Here is a 25,734-nt window from a genome sequence, read left to right as displayed (position 1 = left end):
TATTGTTGGTAGACTGGGCAGCGCTTTCTGGCCGGAAACACCAGCTCCACATCGGTGGAATAGACTTTCTGATGACGTGGTATTCCGACTGCCCAGCGCAGGTTTCGCGTGCTCAGAGCCTGACGGAACGGGGCAGACAGGCCATAACCGGCATCCGTAAGAACACAGCCAAAACGGACACCTGCGGCACAGAGGCGATCAATCTCTTCGATCGCCATCTCCGGTTTGCTCCTGGGGCTCTGATGACTTCAGCTTGTCGTAGCGTGTTGCAATGCCTCTGAACTGCTTCATCTTGGCGAAGAAGCGTTCAATAATGTTTCTGTTTTTGTAGAGTTGAAAGCTGATTTTCCGTAGATTGCGTCAGTTTTTTCTTGAAGGGATAACCGCTATGATCTGCTGATCTTCGATCTTTTTGATAAGCGGATCAGCATCATAAGCCTTGTCGGCGATAAAGGTCGCAGGGTCGATTTCATCCAGCAGGGGCTGTTTCCGTGATGTCTGCTCTTTGCCCGGGCGTCAGGGACAGGGCGACTGCCTTTCCTGCGGCATCGATAATGGCGTGGATTTTCGTGGTCAGTCCGCACGGAGCCGCCCGATGGCCTGATCCGCGCCCCTTTTTACGGGCACCCGCACTGTGCTGGTGAGCCCGGACAATCGTGCTGTCGATCATCATGTATTCGTTGTCGCGATCGGCAGCCAGATGCTAACTGACGACACGCCCTAAATTAAGAGTATTTATAGGAATGAAATTATATGATACATATATTGCACAAGTAAAAAATTTTGAAAAACGGAGAATAAAGTTGGATAATAGTAAAAACTTTTTAGAAAAAATAGTGTATTCAGAAGAAATAGAATCTCTATTTCAAAAAATTCTAAAGAGAAATGTTGGCGACGAAGAATATAAAATAGAACTTATCAAATCAGGAAAAACAGTCATTGAATTAATAGGAGATCTTCTTGAATCTGCAGAATATAAATCAAATATAAATAATTTAATTAATAATGAAGATAATTATGATGAGTATGTTAAAAATTTTATCGGTAATAATTACAGAAATCCAAAGAATCTTTCCGTAAATAATGTGAAAATAGATAATGTTCTTATTGTAGGAAGCTGTCTTTCTGCGGAGTGGGTAAAATATATCAACAGTATGGAAGAAAAATTTAATGCCGAAATATATTTTGTAGGTAATGACCTTCCAAATTTACCGCAAAAACCACTGGCGGAATACAATTTTCAGATTCTGCAATTGCCTCTTCGTGCGATCATTCCCGATGCAGCATTTGCGAGGCTTGCAGAAAACGACATAGAAGGACATGCTAATCTTCTTGAATACAGTAAAAGTATGATTGAAAATATGCTTCTAAATTCCATGAAATGGAATAAAGAAAGTGGTATATTGACTTTTACATTCTCTTTTATTGAGCCGCAGAAGAACTATGTTGGAATATTAATGGATAATTATAGCATATTAAATCCAAAATACTTTGTTCGGGAATTGAATATTTTTTTATCTGAAAAGTTAAAGGAATATAAAAATACATACTTTTATGACGTTAATGATGTTATGGCGAATGTTGGATTGAGATATAATCATGAAGATATCATCTCTTCTTTCAATCATGGCTCTTTCATAGGAGATTTTGATTATCCATATGATATAAATCGCATTGATGTAAGTATTAATGCGATGCAAATTTATAATTCAAATATACAAAAAACTATAATATCAGGGTGGAATGATATTATATCAATGTACCGCATTATAAAACAAGAAGATTCTGTTAAAATGGTTGTGATAGACCTTGATGATACGCTGTGGCGTGGCATCATTGGCGAATCTGATCCACAGAACATGCCAACAAGTGAAGGGTGGCCCAAAGCATTCTGGGAGACATTACTGTTTCTAAAGCGTCGTGGAATCATTCTTGCGATTATTAGCAAAAATGAGGAAGAAACCGTAAAAAATGCATGGGGTCATATTGTTGGTAACATTCTGTCCTTGGAAGATTTTTCTATTTTCCGCATAAATTGGAAGCAAAAATCGGAAAATATGTCTGAAATTCTTAGCTATGTTAATTTATTGCCGCAGAATGTGATTTATATTGACGATAATCCGGCCCAGCGCGCGGATATCAAAAAAGCTTTCCCCGGTATTCGGGTAATGGGTGGAAATCCCATTCATTGGCGTCACATCCTGCTGAATGCACCGGAAACGCAGGTTGCACATATTACCGAGGAATCTTCACAACGTACGAAAATGGTACGTGCTCAGGTGACGCGTGAAACCATGCGTAAAAACTTTTCACAAGAAGATTTTATTGCATCCCTTAATGTAACTGTCGATGAGTTTATAATTGAAGATACGTCACATGAAAGGTTCATAAGGTCATTAGAATTAATTAACAAAACCAATCAGTTTAATACAACGGGTAAACGATGGACACGCGAGGAAATTGAAACCGGATTTTCTTCTGGTATGAAATTATACTCGTTTGTTGTATCTGATAAATTCACACAGTATGGTCTAGTTGCGGTGTTGATCGTGCATAATGATACTATCATTCAGTATGTGATGAGTTGTCGCGTCATGGGTATTGGGGTAGAGCGCACCGTTATTGAAATGACAAATCAGCATATATTTAGTAATTATGATATATCAAAGGCGATTATAATCAATACACCAAAAAATCTTCCTTGCAGGAACGTGTACGAAAACAATGGGTACGATCTTATTTCAGATGATAATAAACAGACAATCTGGCAAAAATCACGTGATATATAAATGTAGGTCATGCATCATTGTACTATGAATCATCGCGACTGCGTGACATAAAAAATGATAGGGCTTGGCATAGGTAAGTCAATAAAAGCTTGATATGGCGCATGAAAGTACGTCATCGCAGCTGGCTGCCTGTCAGCATTCAAAAACGCCTTCTGGAGCACTTCGTGTAAGCATCGGGTAGGATGCCGCCTAGCACTACTTTGGCAGAAAATTTGGAGTTAAGGATTCCCAACGGGTGCGATCGGTGTTTCATGGAAGACCAGCTGTAGTGGAAGCTGGCGATGAACACCGACTGGCAATCGGATCTGGAAGCATGGCTTGCGCCACTTGAGGCTGCTCTGTGGCGTCATGCTGACTATCTAGTGGGCGGCAAGCGTTCATGGTTGATCATCGATGATACCTCCCTTTCCAAAAAAGGAGAACATTCTGTTGGCGTGGCGCCCCAATATGCTTCGACCCTGGGCAGGAAAGCGAATTGTCAGACATTGGTCCGTGACACTGGCGGCGGCATCTGTCGTCTTCCATTTGTGGATCAGCCGAAACTTACGGTCGATAGAAATATGCGACTTGTAGCCAAAGAACGGGATGGCCAGATCCGTGGAGGGGGGACGTCCCGTTCTCCTGCCGAATGTTGATGAAAACCAGAAGCTGCTTATGCTACCCGTGGGACACATGTGCTTTGCGGCATCAATCCTTTAGGGAGGGATAGGATACACTGCTATCCCTGCCGCAATGCAAGATAACTATATGATACCAACAGATATTGGTTGTCAGGTTGGTTTATCGGGCCGGCGTGTAAATCAGATCCTTTGTGAGGCAGCCCACCTGCAAGTGCATACCCCGATCTCGTCTTCTGGAAGTGACTGGAGCATGATCGAGAAGGGCCTTACTTTCGGGAAGATATTCGACGGCACCCGGAGGGGTGGCAAAGGTTCTCAGTAGCAACTCAAGTGGAAATTATCAGCTATTGAGTTCCTACGTCCTTTTGCAGATCCACTAGCGTAAGCGCCGTAACGGCCAGCTATCCTTTCGGCTGGGCAACGCTGGTGTGAGGATGGCAAAGCAAAGACGTCATTAGGGCAAAAATGGACAATAACGTGCAAACGGTAAATATCGAGAAAGGCAAAAAATCTCTCAAGAAAGCAGCTTACGCCATCACTCAACTCTGGCCCCATCTTGAGGAAGAAGATCAAGTTGGCGTGGGGTGGAAGGCTTTGGCGTGAGGAAAGGCGGCTTTATTGGAGCGCTTTTTTACGTTCTTTCAAAAAGTCCAGAGCGGGCCTCAAGTCTCCATATTTATGGAAGTACCCCAAAGCTTGTAGTTCTCTGCTGATCTTGTCAAATTCAACGGGAGACCCTTTTGGGGCATCCGCAATAGTTCTTGGCTTTTTTATAAGCACTAATGCCTGCGCGCCTTTCTGTCTTCATTACTATCTCGCGCTATGGTTGAGTGTAACTCTAAATAAGAGACCATTTTTTGCGCTGGGCTCTCTGTCATATTGATCCATCGGGACTAACAAACGCCCCTCACCACTAGCATGCTTTACGTGTGAGGGACTATGTGCAGCCAAGGTTGCCTGCAGATTGCAGTTTGTTTTAATGATGATATTTCAAAAAGATCCGCTATAACGCAAAAACCTCAGGGTTAACGGCGTATTCATTGAACCTATCGCGCTGTTATATTGAATAGGTTCGATAGCAATTCCGATAACTGTCTGGTTGAGTTGTATATGCTGGTCAGAAACTATTAACACGGGGTAACCTAAAATAAGCAGCGCGTTTGCTGTTAACCACTGAATGTTACCAGCTGGTTGAGCTGTGCTAATAGCAAAACATTTTCCCTCTGCTCCATACGGATCAATATTTCCATTGTAATAACTTGCTGGTGGAATTGGAATGATGTTTCCACCGCAGGGGTCATACTGGCTTACGCCAATTTCAGATTGGCTTGGTGAAGATGGCGGCGCGGGTATTGAAGGTTGAGTATTCTGATATACTGGAACCGCTGCTTTCGGGGTGGATATCAGCCCGGAAAGGGTGGCCGCATCAGCATCAGAAATGAATCCATCATCCGATGGCCTATGGTTTACCCTCTGCCACGTTTGAATGGCGGCGCGGGTGCTTTCGCCGTAAACGCCATCAGCTACAGAGCCATCCGGCATATAACCAAGGTCGATAAGCTTTTGCTGAAGCGCAATATGCTAATCAATGGCTCTATTCGCTTCTTCGAGTGCAGAACCTGATAAGCGAGCTTTATATTTAGCCGTTAGCCGATCCATGCCAGCTATATAACAGTTTGCTCCATCAGGAGGAACAAGTTGATTGTCATCCCCGGGAATTGGCAGGCCACACATCTGGTTTGTGGCGTTTTCATCTAAAATAACTTCCTGCTTTAATGCCTTCCAGCCGGGCTTTCCTACTATTTGACGGAGAGCATAATAAGTTTGGTCGAACTGTAGTTCATGTTTTGCTGCGTCGCTATTCTGGCAAAGCATGACCGCAACCCCATTTTTCGGGGGGAGGTTTTGGCACGAAAAATCAGGATGATATGTTTGAGCGCATGCCAACTTAGGGAAAAAGAAGGCAGCGAATAAAAGAAATCGTTTCATCAATCGACCAGTGCATTTTCCAATTATTTTTATTTAGCAAAGTACCTCATCATTGGCGAGGTATCGAATGCTTTTTACCTGTCAATTCTGCACACGGCAGATAGGCGATAAGTAAAGATGAGGTAAGTTGCACGCGCTACTTTCCATACCCTTTATGCCTTTAGAGAATGCATCCTTTCAATAATGCGAACATTTGTTCTTATTGTGTTCTTAACAGTTTTGCGTGGTCACTGTTATTCCTGTCTCATCATCTCAGGAATAAAAATATAATCCTAGGTGTAAAATAAAGGATGTTTCCGAAATAAATCTAGAATTTTTTCGGAATCTCATTCCAAAAAATGGAGGCGTTCTTTTGGACGAACGTAAATAATGTCGGGGGCAACTACGTCCTCTGGCACCCCTATCTCGTCTTTGCCGCAGGCGAGTGCCGTATCTGGTACGGATACACTTATGGGTGTCGTTACATCATCAGGCACAACGCAGGCCGAACAGGTTCCGGTTTCTGTTTTGGCTCAGGGTATTTCTGAAACTATCGGTTTGTCTGATGCGGTAACGGCTGCTCAGACAGCCGCAGCAACAGCCACGGCCCAGGCAGAACAGGCAACCGAGAATGTAGCCAACGGTGTAAATGCAGCTCGTGGTAAAGCGAATGGCGTTGCGGCCTTGGATGCCAATGGCAATCTGGCATTGACTGATGGTACAGCCCTGCAATCTGTGCTGACCGTTGTACCTGCTACGCAAACGCAGTCAGCAGCCCTAAAGCCGATTTTGACACTGGATGAAAGCGCAAAGGTGCGGACTGCATCAGGTGATGTTGCACTTTCTAACATAGCAACAGCTATGCAAGATGGTGATTATCTGACTGTTCTGGGGGGGGCTGTAGTGGCGCGGCCTAGCACCACGGGCACTATTCCATCAGACTTCACCGTGAATGGGAATGTGTATGTCGCGCCCGCGTCTTACGTCAGCAATCCCTCTGCGCTTCCTGCTGGCCTGTCTGTTGATACCGATACCGGAATTGTCCTGACAGACGGCAGTGTTTTCTTCCCCAATACAATTAACAATATCGGCGTTCTGTGCGCCGTTTCGGAGTAATTTTACAATGGCTACAACTTACGGTGCACCTAACGGACTTGATCTTTCTGCCTGTTCTGTAACCGCTACAGGCGGGAGTACCGTTCAGACATTGGCGGATCTGGGTAAGGCTGTTGCGGATAATGCTACGGCTGTTGCTACAGCAAGCAGCGATGCCTCTAGCGCGAACACCGTTGCCACTCAGGCAGGACAGGATGCCGCTAATGCTCTGACTGCAGCTTCATCTGCAAGTGCGGCTGCGGCAACAGCACAGTCCACAGCAACAGCTGCACAGGCAGCAGCAGCCAACGCTGTGCAGACATCACAGGCTGGCGTGGCGAATGGTTATGCTGCGATCAATGCGAATGGCTATGTTTCTGTCCCGGTCGGATCAAATAACAATGCCACCGTAATCTATGGCGATGGTGCTGATACCTCTAAAACAATCCAGTCTTGGACGCAAAGGAAGCTGTCAAACGGCACTACGGTTATCAATGCTATGGTTTGGGGTATTGTTGACTCTGATAACAAGTCTGCCCTCACGCTGTCTGGTGTGGATCGTGTGCGGCCTGCTAATAACGGCATCTCTGATTTGGGCAGCGCCGGTTTTGCTTATGGGAATATTTACTCCAAAACTGCCGTGCAGGTGACTTCTGACGCCACGCAGAAAACCGTAATTGGTTCTCTGGCTGATGTGTCTTATGAAGATGGGCAGAAACTAGCCGCAGCACTGTTTGGGCTGGATACCTGCATGTTCCAGCTTAATGCTTCCATTGCTGAGAAAGGCGCTGATGCAGCGCGGCTTCATGCCGGTTTCATTGCCCAGAAGGTGCAAGCAGCCATTATGGCGGCAGGACTTGACCCCGCAAAATACGCCTTGTGGACAAACTCCCCTGTTTACAAGGACGAAGTTGTTGATGGTTCTGTCGTCCAAAGCCCTGTTCTGGATGGCGAAGGCAAGCAGGTCTATATGCAGATGCTGCGTTATGAGCAGATCCTGTGTGTTCTGTTTGAGGCTGCAAAAGCCAAGATTTCTGCACAGGAAAGCGCCCTGTCTGCTCTGACAACGCGCGTTGCGGCACTTGAAGCCAAGGCAGGTGCATAATGCCAACCCTGCTTGATTTTTCAGCAGGAGTTGCAACCGGGGCGGGTGGCAGCACCTTCTCCGGCGGTCAGATTGTGGATGCCATGACAAGCGGCATCCCGATGCTGACCAAAGCAAACCCCGGTGCTTCTTGTGACCTGCCTTTCGCAAATCGTGGCAACATTGGCTATCGCATCCTGCCTGATCAGAACTGCATCCTATCTGTATCTGGTGGCAATGTTGGCGAATTGCAGAGCATGCGTGTGCTCATCCAGCAGCCTTATGGCGGAAATTGCGAAATCACATGGCCTGACAACGTGATCTGGCCTGATGGGGCTGCATTTGTGGATAGCCGTATCGGGGCCATCTGCTGTGTGGAAATCATGTGGGATGGTGCATCCCGTTACTATGGGAGGCTGATCTTTGGCTAAATCCTACGCGACACCGACAACCGGCGTTATTGATAACGGCGGTCTTGTCCAGCTTGGCCAGAACAATACGTCTGACCAATGGGATTACGTAACAATCCCGATGCCTACACAGCCGTTGCGCATCATGGTGGAAGGCGACCTACCTACCAATAGCACAACACCGACAATGTCTGTGTCATTTTTTGAAGGCACAACACCGCTATTTTCTGCCTCTGGCACATGGCAAACGCAGGGCCAATCGTCTGAAACAGCCAATAAAAAGAATTGGAAGTTCAAATTAGGCAATGCGGCAACCGGCAATAAGCTGGCTGTTAAGGTAGGCGGCTGGCCTGCCATGACCAGCATTACCTGCAAGGGGTATGGTGCCGACCGCACACTGATGCGTGATAGCCTGACAACAGAACTATGGCGTAACCTGCATAAATATCCATCAGGTTATCTGGCTCCTCTGTCTGCCTACCAGTATTTTGACAATACAGATTTTGGGGTTCATCAGTCTGCTTTGTTCTCTACGGCTGGCGTGCCTGTTGAAATCTGGCAGAATGGGGCGTTTTTGGGCTTGTATGTCATGCGGGCAGACAACGATCCGCCAGCCTATCTGATGGATGATAGCAACAAGCAACACATTCTCATTCAGCCGCAACATGCAGGCAATATGTGGTCAGGGTTATTTAATAGCACAGAATGGGATTTCCCTTCGCCAGATATTAAAGGGTACGATACTGGCGATGATATGTCAGCGTTGAATGCTACCGTGAACAATGCAGCGGCACGGGTCGTGAATTGGATGGTGGCTTGCTGTAAAGGAACCATCGATTTTCGTTCTACGTACAAGAGCTACTTAGACCTCACGAGCGCACTTGATTACATCATCATCACGGAATGGGCTCTCTCGTTTGATAGCCTGAACAACAACTTCATGCTCGGAAGTTGGAATGCCACCCCTACATCCGGCGTATGGTATTTCTGGCCGTATGATGAGGATGAAACCTTCGGTATATCATGGTTCTTGTCTGCAAATGGTTCTGTTGATCCGACCTTTGGTTGGGTAACAAGCGTCAATACACTCAGCAATCAGCCGCCGGGTATTTTTCAGGTTATACGTGAGCAGATGCGTCCTGAATTGCGTGCCCGTTGGGCGCAGTTGCGCGATGCTGGGGTAATTTCTGATGGCGCTGTTGCAGACTTCATCAATACATACGGTGCCATGATTAACCCCGACATGATGGCACAGGACATTGCCAATTGGCCCACTAGTGCATACACGGGAAACCAGAAGGGCATTGTTAAGATTGCCCATTCTGTCAGCTATCTTTCCGATATAGCAAGCCGCCGAATGGCGTGGATTGACGGGCAATTTGGTTATAGCGGCGCATAACCGCTGGGCTGCCTTTAAGCGGGCAGCCCGTTTCTCTCGGACAAAAGAATGACAGACGAACAGAGCGCGGGCACCCCCTGCGTAGCTGATGGCGTGCATGCACGTCTGAATGATCATGAGGAACGCCTTGCTGCTGTAGAGCGGCGGCAGGATGTGACAGATGGCAAACTGGACAGCATCAGCCGTGATATTGCCGCAGTGCGGGCTGAAGGGAATGCCAGGCAGCAGGCCACCAATGCCGGGATGGACAGAATTGGTATTCAGCTTTCTGATCTCACGCGCCAACTGGCTGCCCATACCGGCGCCCAAGAAGAACGGAACCGCTTGGCGGAGGATAGTTTGAGGCGTTGGAAAAAGCTGGCGGTTATTGTCGGGCTATTTTGCACGCTTGGTGCGGCAGTTGGTTCTACATTGCTTTCTGATCAGGAAGTGGCCAGCACAATCTGGGTAAAATGGCTGCACTGGCGCGAACCGTGGGATGCGCCACCACACCCGGTGCCGCAGCTACAATATATACCTTATGTTTTGCGCCCGTGTTTAATGGAAGCAGCATGAGTGGGTTAAATATTGTTCAGGTAAAATACCTTATTGTACAGCCTGTTTTAAAATATGTGGATTTGGGAAGTGATGCTGCGGTTAACCTGCTTACCGGCACAACGTTGGTGGAAAGTCAGCTCACTTGGTTGAAACAGATACACGGGCCTGCTCTTGGTATCGCACAAATGGAGCCTGCAACGCATGATGACTGTTGGATAAATTTTCTGAAATATAAATTAGATTTGGCAAACAAGATATGTGAATCTTGTGGAATCTCAGGTCAGCCTGATGCAAGTCTTATGGTTTGGAACCTGCGTTATGCCATTCTTATGGCCAGGATCAAGTATCTGCGTGCTCCAGATCCGCTGCCAGAATCTACAGATTCTGAAGCCCTCAGTATGTATCACAAGCAGCACTACAATACTTCTTTGGGGCAAGCTGTTGCCAGCGCGAACATATCTCTTTTTCAACAGGCCATTCATGCATAAGGCGCGCGCGTTTATCGCTTATGCCAGTTGGAGTTGTATTTACTCAGAAAGGGTATTTCCTCATGGCTGATGCACCTACAAAAACCAACATTGCCCAAACAGCAAAAGCCATTACAGCTGGTTTGTCTCTACCTGCCATGGTAGCTGCACTGCCGCAGCCAGAAGCAACATGGGTGCTTTATGCCTGTGTTGTGTTTGCAGCAGCAGGGGCAGCGGCAACCCAGATTCCGCTTCCGGCTAATCAGTCCGGCAAGCTATGGCTTCTGTACCGGATTATCAACTTTCTTGCTCTCAACTGGAAACAGGCCGCTAACGCTGCGCTTCTTTTGCGTGGTGCAGCTTCATCACAAGCCGAACTGCCCCAAGCTGGCCCCGGTTCTGTTGTGGCTATTCCGAAAGACGATACGAAATGAAGAAAGTATTTCTTGCTTTGGGGTTGCTGCCCCTTTTTGCTGCCTGTGCCGATACCGCGCAGGGAAAACTACGTCAGGCGGTTTTTGATGCGGACAGCGCCTACCATGCGTTGGCCAACCCGATGCCGGATGTAATGGCAGGCAAGATGCCCGGCGTAGCGTTGACCGATACGCAGAAAGATATTGCCAAACGTGCCAGCCAGTCTGTGTTCAATGAGATCCAATCTCTGGAAACCTCTATCGAGGCTGGCAACAGTATTACTGAAACGGCAGTATCCGCTTTGCAAACAGACTTCGCATCTTTTCAAACCTGCTGGGCAGGCCTGAAAACCGGTACCACGCCAGATGCCTGTGCAGCACTTGGCGGGAGCAAGTAACATGAACGCAGCAGAAATCAGCGCCATTCTTGGCGTAGTGGGCACAGTGGCCGGTCTGGCCGAAAAATACGGGCCGGAAGTTTATGAAACGGTCAAGGAAGCTCTGGAACAATCCAAGAGCAAGACTGGGCCGAGTGTAGCGGATATTCAGGCCATCTTTGCCAAATGCCAGGTGGATAATACGGCCATCCAGTCTGCATGACGCCGGATTTTGAGTGCGGGATGATTGTTGGTGGTGGGGGAGTGTTTTTTGCCACCATCATCTTGGCTGTAGGCTGGCGGTTGCTGGTGGTGCGGTCGGATTTTTGGCGTGGAAATTGACCAAGAGCCGCCATAGGTAGCGGACAGGCTCTTGGCTGGTTGTTTTATGCCACTGATATAAGGCAAAAATTTGATGCCTTGTGTTTCTATTGCCCTTTCTGGGAGGCAAGAAACGCAGAGAAAACGGTCATAAAGCTCATGAAATCCTGTGTGGTTTGAAAATCCGTGCCGTCAATACTTTCTTTGCGTGAAATGGAATATAAAAGCGCATTCTCTGTTTCTAGGGAGATGCTGCATGTATAAAGTTGATCTTTGCGCTGTATGAAGTTTAGAGCGAGAAGGTATTTATTGTTATAAAGTGATAAGGTTTTTGAAAGTTCATAAAAGTCGTTTTGATTGATTCTTTGAGAAATACATAAAAATATAACCTTTTTATCTGAGTGTAATAGATTTATAAATCTTTCAACACAGCGCTCGTAGTATCTGTAAATCTTATCATCCGATATATCATAGTGATTGAATGTAAAGAGAACGCCATAGTGTGTTTTGTAATATATGTGATCACAAAAATTAGTATCTGGTGAAAGTTTTTCATCTTCAGAAATTTTCATATGTTGTGATCTATCCAGGAATGTTAAAAAATTATCCTGAATACAATGATTTACCATACGGATATCACTAAATATCCAATCAAACGGATAAGATTTCTTTTTAAGTCCCAAATTTTTGAGCACTGAGGCTGTAAGGCAATGGTCTCCTACAGATACAATTTCTATATCCTGAACAGCCTGCGCAATACGTCTGAAATGACGGTAATATACGAGTAAAGAGAGCAGGTCTTTTACAGACTGTTTGGCTTTTTTCAGACTGTCCATAAGCGCTCTCGGAAATGGGTGTAACTGATACTTATATGGATGTATGTATATTCTGATATTGGAATATTTTAACTTTTCTTTCAACACCGTTCTCAGGACGGGTCTGTGTGATAGTATTATGTCCGCCCCCATAGGTAAGGGACCTTTTTGTTTATATATTTTTTCATGTTAATATTTTGTGGTTATGAAAAATAATATTTATGACGAGAAATATGAGCACGCAATCTAGGCGCCCCAATCCGCCCCATGTCAAAATGGATTTTTTTCGTTGTTTGGAAAAAGGCGTGGAAAGTGGCTGGCTTCCAACGCTTGGTCAGGCGGATGTTGATCCACCAGATAACAGCGTTCTGCCACCAACTATCCCGAAAAGAATTTCTCAATACTGGCATAGTGAAACACTGCCGGATGACGTAGCGTGTTCTATTGAAAAAGTAAAAAACAACAACCCGGATTTTGAGATGGCTCTCACGCATGATGAATCTGCGCGGGCTTTTCTGCATACGCATTTCGGGCCAGATATGGTGGCGCTTTTTGATGTGTGTTTCCACCCTGCCATGCGGTCTGATCTGTGGCGTATGTGTGACATGTATGTGCATGGTGGTATTTACGTTGACGTCGATATTTCCATGCATGCTCCACTCGTTCACATCACCGGTCATGCGTCTTATGAATGCTTCCTCCTGTACGCCGTTGGCAGCCCATGGTGCATTGAAAACGGGTTGATCATCTCCAGAAAAAAGCACCCTGTTATTGAAGCCATTATTCATGCCCTTTGTGATTCTCTGACCCGTTATAAAAATAACCCCAATAGCTTTGAGAACATCTGGGTGAATACGGGGCCGGGTACAACAACAATTGGGGCTATAAAGTACCTTTTTGATGTCACCCCGCAATCAGCACCCCATGCCAATGGAAGTGGTTTTTTGCTTGGGCACCATAGCCGTGCTGGCGCGAGCTATTGGCATGATGAGCTTGCTTACAAGGCATCGGCTGAAGGCAATTGGCGCAAGGCAAGGCCACCTCACCGTCAGAAATAAAGCGCCATATCTGTGTCTCTTTCCACAGGGTTTGGTGTAGGGTTTTTCTGCCTGTGTACAACCTTGTGGAAAGTGTGAATGAATACCTTGCAGTGCTTATCTGCTAAGGCCACATAGAAACAAGTATGTAAGATTGAAGAGAAAGTTTACGCTATGACCACTGTTACAATTTCTGTTCTGAAAGAGTTTGTTTCCAAGGCATCCGCTTTGCATCAAACCTGGAAAGCAGCCAAACCCTCTGCATCCGAGCTTTCCTGGCAGGAATGTGTGGAAGATGAAAACTATAAGGATGCTGTAGTAGATAGAGATTTTCTGGCAGAACTGACAAAAGCCAACATACCGTATGAAATGTCGGAATCTGTTTGAAGCCTAAGAGATATATTCTAAAAATTGGGTAAGAAAAAACCGCCTTTTGGCGGTTTTTTTGTGGTTATTTCAAAGTGAGTTTTAGGCCTCACCTCTTTCTATAAAATGGTCAATCAGGAAATGGGAAAGCATGGCAAAAATAATGGCTATGCTGGGGGCAAAAGCATTTAGTCAGGTGCCCGGATTTATACAGGGTATGGGGTAAATCATCAGCGTGACTCACATGGGTTGTGCCCGTTATCCACAGGCTTACCCACCGGAGCATCCGCAGAATCTGTGGACAAGGCCACTAAGCTTGGCAGTCAAGATAGCTGCGGATAAAAACTTTAGGGATGGTATAAATCCTGCTCCAGAAAGGTTTGAACGCGCAGGAAGGCTTCTTCTTCCGTTTCGTTTTCAGCAATGCCCAACCATGTGGGCTTGCGCCGGGCAATCCACCCCAACATCTTGCCGCTCACGCTCTGAAAGAGTGGAATATCCTCTGCCAGCAGCAAAATACCCAAAGGCAGCATCCACACACCCAAAACGGGTAAAAAGGAAAGCAGTCCACCCAAAATTAACAGCAGCCCAGAAGGCAGGCGCACCCATTTTTGCTTGGGCTTGCGTAGCCATTGTATGGCGCGGCGCATTTTGGCCGGCAGTTGTGCCGTTATCATTTGTGTGCGGCGTTCACGCAGGGTTTCTGGCGTAGTGGTGCTGGAAGGTGAGGGCTGCTCCATTTCTGCTCCATAACTGTGGCTGATTTGGTTTTATGTGCCTTTGTTTGGGCGTTATCTTTTCTATAAAGGCATTTCGTATTGTATGGCATTTAACAAAGGCAGCATTGTGTATTCAAAACAGGGCTTCACGCTGGTATTCGTGCAATGAGTGTGCGTGTTGCAAAAATATGCTTGGGCATGGTTGTGGCCTGCCTGCCAGTTTCGGCCGCTTGGGCGCAGGAAAACGCAGCATGTCAGGCTTTTGGGCCAGAAAACAAATTACCCGCAATAACGCGGCCTTTCATGCTGAAGCAGACAGAACTGCTGTGTAACACGGGCTATGCTGCTCTGGTTTCATCTGTTACGCACACACCTTTGTGGGCGGCGGAGCATTTGCAGGCCAATAATGTGCGCCTTGCAGAACGTTTGATGCGTGCAGGCACTTTTTATGCAGATTCCCGGTGGCCAGATGGCAGCCGAGATCAGGATTACAAAAAATCCGGTTACAGCAGGGGGCACATGGCCCCCAGTGCGGATCAGCCAACGCCAACAGCACAATTTGAAACTTTTGCGTATTCCAACATGGTGCCGCAATCCATTGCGCTTAATCAGGGTATTTGGGCACGTATTGAATACACGGTGCGGGAGCTGGCTGTGCAGGAAGGGGACTTATATGTGGTCACCGGCCCTGCGTTTCATGGTCATCCCATTCCAACCATTGGGCCCGACCACGTGTTTGTGCCATCTTCTACATGGAAGGCTGTGTATTCCACACGTCGTCAGGCTGCGGGGGTGTATGTCTGCAAGAACGTGCAACGTTCTCCACATTGCGATCAGGTGACTGTGGCAACCCTTATTCGCAATACAGGGGTAGATCCATTTCCGGCGGTGGCGGACACCATTAAGCAGAGTTTCTGGCGCTTGCCGTCACCACGCAAAATACGGCGGTAAGCGTGGACCGGAAACGGTACAAGCCACAATTTTCACGGCGGTTGTACACGTTATCCACAGGCTTACCCACCGGAGCATCCGCAGAAACTGTGGGCGACTCTATTGGCAAGTGGTTTATTGGCTAATGCCAAGCCACGGGCCAGCCCAGATCATCAGCAGGTATAAAACAACGGTTAAGCCGCACCCACTGGCCAGTGCGGGCCAGAAATGCATGCCACACCGCATCAGCCACGGCATGAACAAAAACATGGGCAGGGAAGGCAGCACATACCAGAACGTGGCGCTGACATGGGCTTCCATCCGTGCAGGATCATGCGTTTCCAGCCAAAGCCAGATCATGCCAAATACGGAAACAAGGGGCAGGGCGGCAACCAGCGCGCCAAATCCGGGGTAACGGCGTGCCAAAGTGGAAACCAGAGCAATAATCAGAGCTGAAAGCAGAGTTTTGAGAAGAAAAAACATTCAGGTATCAGACAATAAATAAAAAACGCCTGACTATAATATATTTTTTAATATAGATGAATTGTATCACCCCACCCGGCGCATTAAATTAATTTTCAGGATATCATCCGTTATCTTTTGAAAATTTAAATCAGTCTGGATTAGTTTTTATGCGTTTAAAAGCTCTTTTTGCAGCATCTGCTGTATTGCTCACCAGTTTTTCTGTGGCACAGGCAGGCACCGTGCACACCACGTGGGAAAAGTTCAAGGCTGGCCATGCCATGCATCGTCTTTCCGTTGATGGCCAGAAAGCCATGATGGATGTGTTTCAGGCGCGTGATCTGCTGGCTCAGGGCAAAACCGATGCCGCCATTCCGCCGCTGTATGATGCGCAAAAGCGTTTTAAGGCTGCCAGTGCAGATAACAAGAAGTTCTTTGCGGCAGAAAGCCAGCTTCAGCCAGCTCCGCAGCATCCGGCTTCTGCAACCCATACGCCGGTTGCCAACCCCACAACATGGGTGCCAGTTGGTGGTGAGTTTATTGTAAGCGAAACACTGGCCCCAGAAAAACAGGCAGCACTAGCTAACGCCAACAAGCAGTTCCAGGCCGGGCAAACCCAGCAGGCACAGCAGAGCCTGCAGGTTGTGGGTGAAGATGCAGACTTCATTCTGGCCCTTGCCCCGCTGGAACAGAGCGAAGGTGCCCTGTACCGCGCAAAAGTGTTTACAGAAGGCCGCCAGCCGCAGCAGGCTGTAGAAGCACTTAACCAGCTGCTGGATGGCATTGTTTTTGTTTCTGACGATGTGGTGGAAAAAGTGGCTCCCTCCACACCGGCTAAAAAAGCGAACTAAAACAACACGCTGTGTTGCAAGGCAGGGGTGGGGAGCAAAAAAGTTCTCCACCCCTGCTTTTTTATGTTGCGTTTATTAAGAATGGTTCTTATTATCAATCCTGTCGCGGCGATGAAGGCGTTTCTGCTGGTGGGGCAAGGGGCATCGTCGCGACAACTCTTGGTTCGTCTTGATTTATCCCGTTCAATCCCCGGTTCCTATCTGGAATGTTTTTGCATCCCCAGTCATTCCAGATAGGTCTTTTAAGTTCCCCTTGCCCCACCAGACTATCTTCTTCCCTATAAAATATCAGGGTTTTTCAGGTAGTGCCCGGTAGGGCACAACGCCTCTGGCATCACTTCCCGTATCCAGCATCCGGCCCGAAACAGGCAAAGACCTGTGGCTGCAATTATCCCGCACACAGGCGCGGCAGCCGGGGCCAATGGGCACCACCAATCTGTGGTCATTCAGGTTTAAACCATCTGCATAAACGGTTTTTGCGGCATCGCTTATGGTGCAGCCTAGCACAATGGCAATCTGCCGTGGGCGGTCTGTATAGGTAACACCCTCATGCCCCACTGTGCGGGCAACGTTGAGATAAATGGAATCATCCGTAGTTTGAGAAAGCTGCACCTGCACCTGCCCCGGTGTGGCAAAAGCCCGAAAGATGTTCCACAACGGGCAGGGGCCACCAAAACGTGCCTGAGAAAAACGGTTGGCAGAAAAACTTTTAAGAATATTGCCCGCAATATCCAATTTGAGAAAATAAAAGGGAATACCCTCCATACCGGGGCGCTGCAACGTGCTTAATCTGTGGCTTATCTGTTCAAAACTGGTGCCAAAATGGCGGCGTAGGCGCTCGATATCATAGCGCATGGTCTGTGCTGCGTGCAGGAAGCGCGTATAGGGCAACAGCAAGGCCCCGGCAAAGTAGTTGCCCAAATAAACGCGGCCGAGTTCCAGCGCATTTTTCTCTTTGGGGCCTTCACGCCGTAAAATGCTGCTTATCAGGCGGGTATGGTCTCGTTGGCCAATAATCTGCGCCAGATAGAACAGCGTGCTTTCTGGCGGTTGGTCTGGAGGTAAAAGAATGGTGCGGCGGTGCCGGTCTATTCGCCACACCAACCCGCCTTCTTCCAGCGCCGGGTCTTGTTGCGTGTGCAATCCATGCTGATCAAGCAGATAGGTTTTTAAGGCTTCGGCCAAGCCGTTTTGGAGGTTAAGGTTTTCGTAAAACTTTTCGGCAGCACAATCGAGTTCATGAAAATAGTTTCGGTGTTGCTGCACCCAGTCTCCTACCGTTTCATACGGCTCCAGAGGAGGAGAGGGGGAAAGAGTATCGCTTTCACGCTCCTGCTCAAATTTATAGGCGCGGTAAAGGGTTAAAAATGCAGCGCATAAATCCGGGTTGGCATGTACGGCATCTGCCATTTTGGCCAAAGGTAAGGATGCATTTTTAAATACAGGGTCAGCCATGGTTTCGCGCATGGCCTGCACGGTATGGGCTTCTTTGGTGTTGCTGAACCATGCGGGGGTTAGATTAAAGCGTTCACACAGCTTTTGTAATAGATGGTGCGGAACAGGCCGGTGGTTACGTTCTAACTGGTTAAGATAACTTGGTGATATGTCAAGCATGTCTGCCAAGTTGGCTTGGGTTAGGGTTTCGCGTTGGCGCAACTGCCGCAAGCGCGGGCCAGCAAAAAGCTTGGTTCTGGTTTGTGGCATGGTACGAACTTCGCAAACTTCGCAAACGGGAACATTCCCTTCGCCTCTTTTTACTCTTATCTCTCTGCCGCTCAAAACAACACTCTGCAACACTCCCCTCACGATCAAATTCCGATCATGAGGTTAAAGCAATGCAGTATCATGATGTGCGTGTTCATCCAGAAAGCGACCGTCTGCCACGGCCCGAACAGCTTGCGTGGAAAATTGCGCAGGTGGCGGCAGATCCGGTGCCGGTGGAGGCCGCAGTTACGGATATGATTATCAACCGGCTGATAGATAACGCATCTGTGGCCATGGCATCTGTAAACCGTCATTCCGTCATGAGTGCGCGGGCCGAGGCTCTGGCGCATCGGCGGGAAGGTGGCGCCACGGTGTTTGGCATGGGGCCAAATGTGCGTGTGCATGCAGAATGGGCTGCATGGGCCAATGGCACAGCCGTGCGTGAGCTGGATTTTCACGATACATTTTTAGCAGCAGAATATTCTCATCCGGGTGATAATATTCCCGGCATTCTGGCTGTTGCCCAGCAGTGCCGCCGCAGCGGTGCAGATTTAATCCGTGGTGCCGCCACGGGGTATGAAATTCAGATAGACCTTGCGCGTGCCATTTGTTTGCACAAACACAAGATAGATCATGTAGCGCATCTTGGCCCATCTGTGGCCGCAGGTATTGGCACGCTTATGCGCCTGCCGCCAGCGGTTATCTATCAGGCCATTGGGCAGGCCTTGCATGTTACCACCGCCACGCGCCAGAGCCGCAAGGGCGAGATTTCATCATGGAAAGCCTATGCCCCCGCCCATGCCAGCAAAATGGCGGTAGAGGCCGTTGACCGCGCCATGATGGGCGAAACATCTCCAACCCCGATTTATGAGGGGGAAGATGGCGTTATTGCCTGGATGCTGGATGGTAAAAATGCGCATTACCGTGTGCCATTACCAGAAATGGGTGAGCCAAAACGTGCCATTCTGTCCTCCTTCACCAAGGAGCATTCGGCAGAATATCAAAGTCAGGCGCTTATTGATCTTGCCTTTCGTATGGGCCAGAAAATCAAAAACTGGGATGATGTTGAAGATGTGCTGATAGAAACCAGCCATCACACGCATTACGTTATTGGCACGGGCTCGAATGATCCGCAAAAGTTTGATCCGCAAGCCTCGCGGGAAACGCTGGATCATTCCATCATGTATATTGTGGCTGTGGCTTTGCAGGATGGTAGCTGGCACCATGTGCATTCCTACGCGCCAGAACGCGCCCGCAGGCCAGATACCGTACGGCTCTGGCGCAAGATCCACACAATAGAAAAACCTGAGTGGACACAACGGTATCATGAAACAGACCCGGATAAAAAAGCTTTTGGTGGCCGTATTGTTATCCGCATGAAAGATGGTGCGGTTATTGCGGATGAGCTGGCTGTTGCCAATGCCCATACACTGGGGGCTACACCATGGCAGCGTGCTGATTATATCCGTAAGTTCCAAACACTTTCAGAAGGCATTGTGCCGCATCAGGAAGCCGAAAGGTTTTTGGAGATTGTGCAAAACCTGCCCAATCTGAAAGCCGGAGACCTGCATATGTTGGAAATTGCCATTCCCGAGCGTGATATTCGCCAGAACACTGCGGAAGGTATTTTCAATTTCGGGCAGGCCAAGCCCGCTGCGGTTACGGCTGCTACCTCTACAGCTCTGGCTTCCTAAACAGGCGATAACGCACAGGAAGGAATGGAAAAATGACAACGCATCTGCACAGAAAACCAAAAAAATCTGTTGCGCTGTCAGGCACGGTTGCGGGCAACACGGCGCTCAGCACTGTGGGGCAGAGCGGGAATGATCTGCATTATCGTGGGTATGATATCAAAGATCTTGCGCGCGCCAGCACGTTTGAGGAGGTCGCGCATCTCCTTATCCACGGTTATCTGCCCAATAGTGCGGAGCTGGAAGCCTACAGGCGGCATCTGGCCAGTATGCGGGATATTCCTGCCATTGTGCGTGCTGCTCTGGAACGTCTGCCAGCCGCCACACATCCTATGGATGTTTTGCGCACGGCCGTTTCCGTTCTGGGCTGTGCGCTGCCAGAACGGAGCGATTGCCCCACCGCAGGTGCGCGGGATATTGCAGACAGGCTTGTGGCCTCGTTAGGCTCCATGCTGCTGTATTGGTATCATTTTTCCAACCACGGCCGGCGGATAGATACCAATACGGATGATGAAAGTGTAGGCGGTCACTTTTTGCACCTTCTGCATGGCAAAGCGCCAGCAGAGGACTGGGTGCAGGCCATGCACACCTCCCTTATTCTGTATGCGGAGCATGAATTCAATGCGTCCACATTTACAGCCAGAGTAGTGGCGGGCACGGGTTCGGATATGTATTCCGCCGTAACAGCTGCCATAGGTGCCCTGCGTGGGCCCAAGCATGGGGGCGCCAATGAAGTTGCACTGGATATTCAGCAGCGCTACCGCACAGCGGATGAAGCCGAGGTGGATATTCTCAGGCGTCTGGAAAACCGTGAAGTTATCATCGGGTTTGGGCATCCGGTTTATACAATAGCAGATCCGCGCAACGAGATTATCAAGGAAACAGCGCGCAACCTTTCGCGCCGTAACGGCAATATGCGTTTGTATCATGTGGCCGAGCGGATTGAGCGGATTATGGATGAACAGAAAAAGATGTTCCCTAATCTGGATTGGTTTAGCGCGGTTTCCTACAACGCCATGGGTATTCCCACGGCCATGTTTACACCTATTTTTGTAATTGCCCGCGTAACAGGGTGGTGCGCCCATATTATGGAACAGCGGCAGGATGGAAAAATCATTCGTCCGTCTGCCAATTATGTGGGGCCGGATAATCGGCCTTTTGTACCCCTGCGTGAACGCGATGGTCTGGAGCATGCAGCATGACATATCTGGTTGGCAAGGATCTGCCGCAAACACCAGCCGGGCAGCGGTTTCGCGCCTTGCTGAACAAACCGGGCATTATGCAAATTCCCGGTGCGCATAACGGGCAGGCGGCATTGCAGGCCAAGGATAATGGCTTTCAGGCTCTTTATCTTTCAGGTGCGGCCATGTCTGCCAGCATGGGGCTGCCGGATTTGGGCATTATCACCATTGAGGATGCGTGTTTCTTCATCCGCCAGATTGCACGGGCCTCTGGCCTGCCGCTTTTGGTGGATGGGGACACCGGATATGGTGAAGTTCTGAACGTGATGCACATGGTCAGGGCTTTTGAAGATGCCGGAGCCGCCGCCGTGCATATTGAAGACCAGATCCTGCCCAAAAAATGTGGCCACCTGAATAACAAAAAGCTGGCCACCCCGCAGGAGATGGCCCAAAAGGTGGCAGCCGCCGCCAAGGCCCGGCGTGATATGGTGATTATTGCCCGCACAGATGCCGCCAGCTCAGAAGGGCTGGATGGTGCCGTGGCCCGCGCCCGTTTGTATTACGAGGCCGGAGCAGACGCCATTTTCCCTGAAGCACTGATTTCTGAAGAAATGTTCAGGGAGTTTGTGCGCCGTATGCCCGATGTGCCCCTGCTTGCCAACATGACGGAATTTGGTCGTTCGCCTTATTTCACGGCTTCCCAGTTTGAAGATATGGGATACCGTATGGTTATCTGGCCTGTCAGTTCCTTGCGGGCGGCCAATAAGGCGCAGGAGGATTTGTACAAAACCATTGCGCGCACAGGCAGCACGCAGGAGATGCTCCCCCGCATGCAAACGCGAGAGGAATTGTACAAGACAATCCGGTATTACGATTATGAATCATTGGACGCAGGCATTGTGGCCACGGTTCTGCCGCACATCGGCCAGGCCGATCGCAACGCCGCCTGAACATTCTCTTTCTTTCCCGAACAACAAAAAACAAAAAAGTAAGGGAGACGGAACAATGTCGGAAAACATCACTATCCCGCCTGCACAGTATGCAGATTACCCGGCCCTGATGCCACCTGCGGAACTGGCCGCCATGCAGCGCTATGCACGGCGAGACCCGGATGGTTTTTGGCTGCAACAGGCCAAGCGCGTATATTGGCACCGTAAACCCAAACATGGTTTTACGGGCAGCTTTACGGGTGATGTATCCATAAGCTGGTTTGAAGATGGCCTTATCAATGCATCCGTGTGCTGTATTGATAAGCATCTGACAGACAAGGCCGATCAGGTTGCCCTTATCAGCCACCGTGAAGGCCGGGCCGAGGCAGAAAAAATTACATATGCCATGCTGCATGAACGGGTTTGCCGCCTGTCTAACGCGCTGGTGCATTTGGGGGTGGAAGAAGGGCACCGCGTTGCCATTTGCCTGCCCATGATTTCAGAAGCTGTGGTGGCCATGCTGGCCTGTGCACGCATTGGGGCTGTGCATGTGGTATTGTTTGGTGGTTTTTCGGCAGAAGGTATTGCAGAACGCATTATAGATAGCGGTGCAGTTGCGGTTATTACCGCCAGCGAAAGCATGCGCGGCAACAAGATTGTGCCGTTTAAAGCGATTATGGATGAAGCCCTGTGCAAGGCAGGTGCAGAAAGTGGCGTGCGTTCTGTGCTGGTTGTGCGCACGTCTGATGCACCCGTGCCAATGCTGCCCGGGAGAGATTATGATTTTCATGATTTTGTAGATTCGTTTGAGGCAGATTTTGTGCCCGTTGTCATGCGGGCAGAAGCACCCCTGTTTATGCTCTACACATCTGGCAGCACGGGCAAGCCCAAAGCGGTTGTGCATGCCACCGGTGGGTACATGGTGTGGGCGGCTTACACCATGGGCATGGTGTACCATCATCAACCCGGCGATGTGCTGTGGTGCACGGCAGATGTGGCATGGATAACGGGGCATACATCCGTTGTATATGGCCCGCTGGCCAATGGCGGCACCACCATGATTTCCGATAGCCTGCCTTCATACCCTGCTCCGGGCAGATGGCTGGATCTGGTGGATGAGCATAAGGTGACCATGCTGTTTACTGCCCCCACAGCCGTGCGCGCCATGATGGCCGATGGTGATGATGTGGTGAATGCGCGTAATCTGGAGTCTCTGCGTTTGCTGGGTGTTGCGGGGGAACCCATAAGCCCGGATGCGTGGCTATGGTATCACGATGTCGTGGGCAAAAAGCGTTGCCCCGTGGTGGATACATGGTGGCAGACAGAAACCGCCGGCATTGTGCTGGGGCCAGTGCCGGGTGTGCAACCGCTTAAACCCGGCTCTGCCAGCACGCCGTTGCCGGGGTTGGAAATGGTCATAGCCGATACACAGGGCAGGCCGGTGCAGGGGCCTGCAGAAGGTAGCCTGTGCATTGCGCGTTCATGGCCGGGGCAGGCCCGCACAATCTGGAAAGATCATGCTCGCTTCTGCCAGACATATTTTGGTATGGTTCCGGGGCATTATTTCACGGGTGATGGCGCACGGCGAGATGCCGATGGCTATTACTGGATTACGGGGCGCATGGACGATGTTATCAATATTGCAGGGCACCGTTTGGGTACAGCAGAAGTGGAAGATGCGTTGGCAGCAGATCATCGTATTGTGGAATCTGCTGCAGTGGGCATCCCGCACCCGGTAAAGGGGCAGGCGCTGGCGGTATTTGTTATCCAGCGTCAGAATGTGGCTACGGAACTAACGGAAAAAGGCATAAGCCGCCTTATCTCCGGTATGCTGGGGCGTTATGCCACGCCAGAGGCCGTTTATCTGGTGCCAGATTTGCCTCGCACGCGTTCTGGCAAGATTGTACGCCGCCTGCTCCGCAAAATTGCCAGTGGAGAAGTGGATAATTTGGGAGATCTTTCATCTCTGAATGATCCTTCCATCGTGCGTATGCTGTGTGACAGGGTATGGAGCCACATGGCTTTTGATGAGGGGGCAACACCTCGCACACAGGCAAGGGCCTGATCTGACAACGAGATGTTACAAGTTTGCTTCGCGCGGCAAGATGCTTCAGGGCCGGGGGAACCCCTCGGCCCTGTTGTGTGTTCTGTTCCTAACAAACGGGTTGATGTTGGCTTATCACGCAAAAATGGGCGCACTGGCGGGGTCGTGATCTGAGATTCACTGGTTGGTTAAGGGGCTTGCGTGGCACCATCACGGTAAAAACAGGTTGTAGAACCGGAGCTGTGAATGACCGAGCCTTCTTTTTCATCCATAACGCCATCTGCTTTGCCCGATCAATCGGTAGATAAAGCAACAGCTCGCCATGTTGTGCTGGCATCCTTTCTGGCCTGGATGTTGGATGCGTGTGATTTTTTTATTGTGTTGTTTACACTTGATGATGTGGCAAAAAGTTTTAACGTTTCCCTGCAAAGTGTGCTGCTTGCCCCCACCCTTACGTTGATGACACGGCCACTAGGGGCCTTTTTATGTGGGCGCGCGGCAGATAAATATGGCCGCAAGCCCGTGCTGATTTTAACAATTATTATTTATTCTCTTATAGAATTGGCATCAGCCTTTGCGCCAACGCTTGTTATATTTTTGGCACTGCGCACCCTGTTTGGCATTGCCCTTGGGGGCGAGTGGGGGGTGGGTACATCCCTGATTATGGAAAGCGTGCCCAAAAGCTGGCGCGGCACGGCTTCTGGCATTTTGCAGGCGGGGTATCCTGCAGGGTATTTGCTGGCATCTCTGGTATTTTTGCTATTGCCGGTTTTGGGGTGGCGTGGGCTGTTTGTGCTGGGCAGTGGCGCTATTTTTTCTGCCCTGTATATCTGGCTGCGTGTGCCAGAAAGCCCAGATTGGCTGGCCCGGCAGAAGGCCGATACACAACACGGAAAAGCAGAAGAACAGCTTGGTTTGTTGGCCATTATAAAAGGCAATGCGGCATTATGTGTTTTTGCTGTGGTGCTGATGGCGGCTTTCAATTTCATGAGCCACGGTTCTCAGGATCTCTACCCCAAGGTGTTTCTGGCGCTGGAACGGCATGTGCCGCCTACGTCCATTACAACTGTTGTGGTGCTGTATAATCTGGCCGCCATTGCGGGTGGGTTGTTCTTTGGGTTTCTGTCGCAAAAAATCGGGCGGCAATATGCCATTATTCTTGCTGCGGCCTTAACGTTGCCTTTGCTACCGTTATGGACACTTCCACATTCTCTGCTTTGGCTGGGGTTGGGGGCTGTGTGTATCCAGTTCTGCATTCAGGGTGCATGGGGTGTGGTGCCGGCTTATTTAAGCGAGCTTTCTCCACCTTCTGTGCGGGCCACGTTCCCCGGCCTTGCCTATCAGTGCGGGAACCTTATTGCCGCCAGTAACGCTTTGCTTCAAACATGGTTTGCCACCCAATTGGGTATGGGGCTGGCACCTGCGCTTATGTTGGCTGTTGGGGGTGGTGCAGTGGTTGTGCTGGTGCTTACACTCCTGAATGCCCGGCTGTATCCACAACGGATATAAAACGGCAGGTAGGTGG

The 25,734-nt window shown here is 49.3% G+C and carries 29 protein-coding genes and 3 pseudogenes; 22 read left to right on the top strand and 10 right to left on the bottom strand.

Features of this window, described 5'->3' with window-relative positions; all coding sequences use genetic code 11:
* Window positions 1-20: 20 nt before the first annotated feature.
* The 3 genes and pseudogenes from QQM41_RS04340 to QQM41_RS15695 form a co-directional block, all read right to left on the bottom strand.
* Window positions 21-245 (bottom strand): annotated as a pseudogene (locus tag QQM41_RS04340) (transposase); the annotation flags it as partial.
* Entirely contained in the window at window positions 199-312 is a 114-nt protein-coding gene (locus QQM41_RS15700; RefSeq protein WP_408874581.1) for a hypothetical protein, read from the bottom strand. The pseudogene QQM41_RS04340 and the gene QQM41_RS15700, both read right to left, overlap by 47 nt.
* A gap of 157 nt (window positions 313-469) precedes the next feature.
* Window positions 470-670, bottom strand: a complete 201-nt coding sequence (locus QQM41_RS15695; protein ID WP_408874580.1) for a transposase — start codon at window positions 668-670, stop codon at window positions 470-472.
* Between the two features lie 73 nt (window positions 671-743).
* Here QQM41_RS15695 and QQM41_RS04330 point away from each other — a divergent pair, with 73 nt between their 5' ends.
* Both QQM41_RS04330 and QQM41_RS04325 read left to right on the top strand, forming a co-directional pair.
* Window positions 744-2,789: an HAD-IIIC family phosphatase gene (locus QQM41_RS04330; RefSeq protein WP_339077810.1), complete on the top strand. Its 2,046-nt coding sequence runs from the start codon at window positions 744-746 to the stop codon at window positions 2,787-2,789.
* Between the two features lie 320 nt (window positions 2,790-3,109).
* Window positions 3,110-3,280 (top strand): annotated as a pseudogene (locus QQM41_RS04325) (transposase); the annotation flags it as partial.
* Between the two features lie 6 nt (window positions 3,281-3,286).
* Here QQM41_RS04325 and QQM41_RS04320 read toward each other — a convergent pair.
* Window positions 3,287-3,397: pseudogene (locus QQM41_RS04320) on the bottom strand (IS5/IS1182 family transposase); the annotation flags it as partial.
* 477 nt (window positions 3,398-3,874) lie between these two features.
* Between QQM41_RS04320 and QQM41_RS04315 the strand changes: the two are divergent.
* Entirely contained in the window at window positions 3,875-4,012 is a 138-nt protein-coding gene (locus tag QQM41_RS04315; protein WP_339077809.1) for a hypothetical protein, read from the top strand.
* 387 nt (window positions 4,013-4,399) lie between these two features.
* Here QQM41_RS04315 and QQM41_RS04310 read toward each other — a convergent pair whose 3' ends face one another.
* Together QQM41_RS04310 and QQM41_RS04305 are read right to left on the bottom strand one after the other, a co-directional pair.
* The gene (locus tag QQM41_RS04310) at window positions 4,400-4,951 is read right to left on the bottom strand and encodes a peptidoglycan-binding domain-containing protein (RefSeq protein WP_408874574.1); all 552 of its coding nucleotides are present in this window, start codon (window positions 4,949-4,951) and stop codon (window positions 4,400-4,402) included.
* A gap of 39 nt (window positions 4,952-4,990) precedes the next feature.
* Complete coding sequence (locus tag QQM41_RS04305; protein ID WP_339077808.1) at window positions 4,991-5,398, bottom strand: hypothetical protein; 408 nt, start codon at window positions 5,396-5,398, stop codon at window positions 4,991-4,993.
* Window positions 5,399-5,767: 369 nt separating this feature from the next.
* Between QQM41_RS04305 and QQM41_RS04300 the strand changes: the two genes are divergently transcribed.
* From QQM41_RS04300 to QQM41_RS04255, 10 genes are all read left to right on the top strand, one after another.
* Window positions 5,768-6,493, top strand: coding sequence for a hypothetical protein (locus QQM41_RS04300; RefSeq protein ID WP_339077807.1), 726 nt, complete (start codon window positions 5,768-5,770; stop codon window positions 6,491-6,493).
* A 7-nt stretch (window positions 6,494-6,500) separates the two neighbouring features.
* Entirely contained in the window at window positions 6,501-7,577 is a 1,077-nt protein-coding gene (locus tag QQM41_RS04295; protein ID WP_339077806.1) for a tail fiber domain-containing protein, read from the top strand.
* Entirely contained in the window at window positions 7,577-7,987 is a 411-nt protein-coding gene (locus QQM41_RS04290; protein ID WP_339077805.1) for a hypothetical protein, read from the top strand. Before QQM41_RS04295 ends, QQM41_RS04290 begins: the two co-directional genes overlap by 1 nt.
* Window positions 7,980-9,365, top strand: a complete 1,386-nt coding sequence (locus QQM41_RS04285; RefSeq protein WP_339077804.1) for a CotH kinase family protein — start codon at window positions 7,980-7,982, stop codon at window positions 9,363-9,365. Before QQM41_RS04290 ends, QQM41_RS04285 begins: the two co-directional genes overlap by 8 nt.
* 48 nt (window positions 9,366-9,413) lie before the next feature.
* Window positions 9,414-9,920, top strand: a complete 507-nt coding sequence (locus tag QQM41_RS04280) for a hypothetical protein (RefSeq protein ID WP_339077803.1) — start codon at window positions 9,414-9,416, stop codon at window positions 9,918-9,920.
* Window positions 9,917-10,390: a hypothetical protein gene (locus QQM41_RS04275; RefSeq protein WP_339077802.1), complete on the top strand. Its 474-nt coding sequence runs from the start codon at window positions 9,917-9,919 to the stop codon at window positions 10,388-10,390. Before QQM41_RS04280 ends, QQM41_RS04275 begins: the two co-directional genes overlap by 4 nt.
* A 62-nt stretch (window positions 10,391-10,452) precedes the next feature.
* Window positions 10,453-10,803 carry a hypothetical protein gene (locus QQM41_RS04270; RefSeq protein WP_339077801.1) on the top strand — a complete coding sequence of 117 codons (351 nt, stop codon included), beginning with the start codon at window positions 10,453-10,455 and terminating at the stop codon, window positions 10,801-10,803.
* The gene (locus tag QQM41_RS04265) at window positions 10,800-11,180 is read left to right on the top strand and encodes a hypothetical protein (protein ID WP_339077800.1); all 381 of its coding nucleotides are present in this window, start codon (window positions 10,800-10,802) and stop codon (window positions 11,178-11,180) included. Before QQM41_RS04270 ends, QQM41_RS04265 begins: the two co-directional genes overlap by 4 nt.
* A gap of 1 nt (window position 11,181) precedes the next feature.
* On the top strand, window positions 11,182-11,382 hold the full coding sequence (locus QQM41_RS04260; protein WP_339077799.1) for a hypothetical protein: 201 nt from the start codon (window positions 11,182-11,184) through the stop codon (window positions 11,380-11,382).
* Complete coding sequence (locus QQM41_RS04255; protein ID WP_339077798.1) at window positions 11,379-11,501, top strand: hypothetical protein; 123 nt, start codon at window positions 11,379-11,381, stop codon at window positions 11,499-11,501. The genes QQM41_RS04260 and QQM41_RS04255 overlap by 4 nt, the downstream gene beginning before the upstream one ends.
* Before the next feature lie 86 nt (window positions 11,502-11,587).
* Here QQM41_RS04255 and QQM41_RS04250 read toward each other — a convergent pair whose 3' ends face one another.
* Window positions 11,588-12,316 carry a DUF1796 family putative cysteine peptidase gene (locus QQM41_RS04250; RefSeq protein ID WP_339077797.1) on the bottom strand — a complete coding sequence of 243 codons (729 nt, stop codon included), beginning with the start codon at window positions 12,314-12,316 and terminating at the stop codon, window positions 11,588-11,590.
* A 272-nt stretch (window positions 12,317-12,588) separates the two neighbouring features.
* On the opposite strand from QQM41_RS04250, the gene QQM41_RS04245 reads away from it, so the two are divergent.
* Both QQM41_RS04245 and QQM41_RS04240 read left to right on the top strand, forming a co-directional pair.
* Window positions 12,589-13,353, top strand: a complete 765-nt coding sequence (locus QQM41_RS04245) for a glycosyltransferase (RefSeq protein WP_339077796.1) — start codon at window positions 12,589-12,591, stop codon at window positions 13,351-13,353.
* 153 nt (window positions 13,354-13,506) lie between these two features.
* On the top strand, window positions 13,507-13,719 hold the full coding sequence (locus QQM41_RS04240; protein WP_339077795.1) for a hypothetical protein: 213 nt from the start codon (window positions 13,507-13,509) through the stop codon (window positions 13,717-13,719).
* Between the two features lie 326 nt (window positions 13,720-14,045).
* Here QQM41_RS04240 and QQM41_RS04235 read toward each other — a convergent pair whose 3' ends face one another.
* Complete coding sequence (locus QQM41_RS04235; protein WP_339077794.1) at window positions 14,046-14,438, bottom strand: hypothetical protein; 393 nt, start codon at window positions 14,436-14,438, stop codon at window positions 14,046-14,048.
* A gap of 144 nt (window positions 14,439-14,582) precedes the next feature.
* Between QQM41_RS04235 and QQM41_RS04230 the strand changes: the two genes are divergently transcribed.
* Window positions 14,583-15,368: a DNA/RNA non-specific endonuclease gene (locus tag QQM41_RS04230; RefSeq protein WP_339077793.1), complete on the top strand. Its 786-nt coding sequence runs from the start codon at window positions 14,583-14,585 to the stop codon at window positions 15,366-15,368.
* A gap of 114 nt (window positions 15,369-15,482) precedes the next feature.
* On the opposite strand, the gene QQM41_RS04225 is transcribed toward QQM41_RS04230, so the two are convergent.
* Window positions 15,483-15,830, bottom strand: a complete 348-nt coding sequence (locus QQM41_RS04225) for a DUF3147 family protein (RefSeq protein ID WP_339077792.1) — start codon at window positions 15,828-15,830, stop codon at window positions 15,483-15,485.
* 149 nt (window positions 15,831-15,979) lie between these two features.
* Between QQM41_RS04225 and QQM41_RS04220 the strand changes: the two genes are divergently transcribed.
* Window positions 15,980-16,660 carry a YfdX family protein gene (locus QQM41_RS04220; RefSeq protein WP_339077791.1) on the top strand — a complete coding sequence of 227 codons (681 nt, stop codon included), beginning with the start codon at window positions 15,980-15,982 and terminating at the stop codon, window positions 16,658-16,660.
* Between the two features lie 288 nt (window positions 16,661-16,948).
* Here QQM41_RS04220 and QQM41_RS04215 read toward each other — a convergent pair whose 3' ends face one another.
* Window positions 16,949-18,364, bottom strand: coding sequence for a short-chain fatty acyl-CoA regulator family protein (locus QQM41_RS04215; RefSeq protein ID WP_087651747.1), 1,416 nt, complete (start codon window positions 18,362-18,364; stop codon window positions 16,949-16,951).
* 131 nt (window positions 18,365-18,495) lie between these two features.
* On the opposite strand from QQM41_RS04215, the gene QQM41_RS04210 reads away from it, so the two are divergent.
* From QQM41_RS04210 to QQM41_RS04190, 5 genes are all read left to right on the top strand, one after another.
* On the top strand, window positions 18,496-20,058 hold the full coding sequence (locus QQM41_RS04210; RefSeq protein ID WP_339077790.1) for an MmgE/PrpD family protein: 1,563 nt from the start codon (window positions 18,496-18,498) through the stop codon (window positions 20,056-20,058).
* Between the two features lie 32 nt (window positions 20,059-20,090).
* On the top strand, window positions 20,091-21,257 hold the full coding sequence (gene prpC / locus QQM41_RS04205) for a 2-methylcitrate synthase (protein WP_050819175.1): 1,167 nt from the start codon (window positions 20,091-20,093) through the stop codon (window positions 21,255-21,257).
* Complete coding sequence (gene prpB, locus QQM41_RS04200; protein WP_339077789.1) at window positions 21,254-22,186, top strand: methylisocitrate lyase; 933 nt, start codon at window positions 21,254-21,256, stop codon at window positions 22,184-22,186. The genes prpC and prpB overlap by 4 nt, the downstream gene beginning before the upstream one ends.
* A gap of 55 nt (window positions 22,187-22,241) precedes the next feature.
* Window positions 22,242-24,230: an acetate--CoA ligase gene (gene acs, locus QQM41_RS04195; RefSeq protein WP_339077788.1), complete on the top strand. Its 1,989-nt coding sequence runs from the start codon at window positions 22,242-22,244 to the stop codon at window positions 24,228-24,230.
* 225 nt (window positions 24,231-24,455) lie between these two features.
* Window positions 24,456-25,718, top strand: a complete 1,263-nt coding sequence (locus QQM41_RS04190; protein ID WP_339077787.1) for an MFS transporter — start codon at window positions 24,456-24,458, stop codon at window positions 25,716-25,718.
* The last annotated feature ends 16 nt before the right edge of the window (window positions 25,719-25,734 follow it).

It is taken from the genome of Acetobacter sp. AC2005 (assembly GCF_037901235.1).
GTDB lineage: Bacteria > Pseudomonadota > Alphaproteobacteria > Acetobacterales > Acetobacteraceae > Acetobacter > Acetobacter oryzoeni.
Note: the sequence above shows the minus strand (reverse complement) of the source record. Positions and strands in the feature narration are given on the sequence as shown.

Excerpts from the sequence above, each read along its gene's own strand:
- QQM41_RS04280 (WP_339077803.1), top strand. The coding sequence starts at position 9,414 with ATGACAGACGAACAGAGCGCGGGCACCCCCTGCGTAGCTGATGGCGTG.
- QQM41_RS04315 (WP_339077809.1), top strand. The coding sequence starts at position 3,875 with ATGGACAATAACGTGCAAACGGTAAATATCGAGAAAGGCAAAAAATCT.
- QQM41_RS04295 (WP_339077806.1), top strand. The coding sequence starts at position 6,501 with ATGGCTACAACTTACGGTGCACCTAACGGACTTGATCTTTCTGCCTGT.
- prpB (WP_339077789.1), top strand. The coding sequence starts at position 21,254 with ATGACATATCTGGTTGGCAAGGATCTGCCGCAAACACCAGCCGGGCAG.
- QQM41_RS04240 (WP_339077795.1), top strand. The coding sequence starts at position 13,507 with ATGACCACTGTTACAATTTCTGTTCTGAAAGAGTTTGTTTCCAAGGCA.
- QQM41_RS04310 (WP_408874574.1), bottom strand. The coding sequence starts at position 4,951 with ATGCCGGATGGCTCTGTAGCTGATGGCGTTTACGGCGAAAGCACCCGC.
- acs (WP_339077788.1), top strand. The coding sequence starts at position 22,242 with ATGTCGGAAAACATCACTATCCCGCCTGCACAGTATGCAGATTACCCG.
- QQM41_RS04260 (WP_339077799.1), top strand. The coding sequence starts at position 11,182 with ATGAACGCAGCAGAAATCAGCGCCATTCTTGGCGTAGTGGGCACAGTG.
- QQM41_RS04265 (WP_339077800.1), top strand. The coding sequence starts at position 10,800 with ATGAAGAAAGTATTTCTTGCTTTGGGGTTGCTGCCCCTTTTTGCTGCC.
- QQM41_RS04330 (WP_339077810.1), top strand. The coding sequence starts at position 744 with ATGAAATTATATGATACATATATTGCACAAGTAAAAAATTTTGAAAAA.
- QQM41_RS04255 (WP_339077798.1), top strand. The coding sequence starts at position 11,379 with ATGACGCCGGATTTTGAGTGCGGGATGATTGTTGGTGGTGGGGGAGTG.
- QQM41_RS04220 (WP_339077791.1), top strand. The coding sequence starts at position 15,980 with ATGCGTTTAAAAGCTCTTTTTGCAGCATCTGCTGTATTGCTCACCAGT.
- QQM41_RS04250 (WP_339077797.1), bottom strand. The coding sequence starts at position 12,316 with ATGGACAGTCTGAAAAAAGCCAAACAGTCTGTAAAAGACCTGCTCTCT.
- QQM41_RS04270 (WP_339077801.1), top strand. The coding sequence starts at position 10,453 with ATGGCTGATGCACCTACAAAAACCAACATTGCCCAAACAGCAAAAGCC.
- QQM41_RS04215 (WP_087651747.1), bottom strand. The coding sequence starts at position 18,364 with ATGCCACAAACCAGAACCAAGCTTTTTGCTGGCCCGCGCTTGCGGCAG.
- QQM41_RS04235 (WP_339077794.1), bottom strand. The coding sequence starts at position 14,438 with ATGGAGCAGCCCTCACCTTCCAGCACCACTACGCCAGAAACCCTGCGT.
- QQM41_RS15695 (WP_408874580.1), bottom strand. The coding sequence starts at position 670 with ATGATCGACAGCACGATTGTCCGGGCTCACCAGCACAGTGCGGGTGCC.
- QQM41_RS04230 (WP_339077793.1), top strand. The coding sequence starts at position 14,583 with ATGAGTGTGCGTGTTGCAAAAATATGCTTGGGCATGGTTGTGGCCTGC.
- prpC (WP_050819175.1), top strand. The coding sequence starts at position 20,091 with ATGACAACGCATCTGCACAGAAAACCAAAAAAATCTGTTGCGCTGTCA.
- QQM41_RS04225 (WP_339077792.1), bottom strand. The coding sequence starts at position 15,830 with ATGTTTTTTCTTCTCAAAACTCTGCTTTCAGCTCTGATTATTGCTCTG.
- QQM41_RS04275 (WP_339077802.1), top strand. The coding sequence starts at position 9,917 with ATGAGTGGGTTAAATATTGTTCAGGTAAAATACCTTATTGTACAGCCT.
- QQM41_RS04300 (WP_339077807.1), top strand. The coding sequence starts at position 5,768 with ATGTCGGGGGCAACTACGTCCTCTGGCACCCCTATCTCGTCTTTGCCG.
- QQM41_RS04305 (WP_339077808.1), bottom strand. The coding sequence starts at position 5,398 with ATGAAACGATTTCTTTTATTCGCTGCCTTCTTTTTCCCTAAGTTGGCA.
- QQM41_RS04210 (WP_339077790.1), top strand. The coding sequence starts at position 18,496 with ATGCAGTATCATGATGTGCGTGTTCATCCAGAAAGCGACCGTCTGCCA.
- QQM41_RS04190 (WP_339077787.1), top strand. The coding sequence starts at position 24,456 with ATGACCGAGCCTTCTTTTTCATCCATAACGCCATCTGCTTTGCCCGAT.
- QQM41_RS04290 (WP_339077805.1), top strand. The coding sequence starts at position 7,577 with ATGCCAACCCTGCTTGATTTTTCAGCAGGAGTTGCAACCGGGGCGGGT.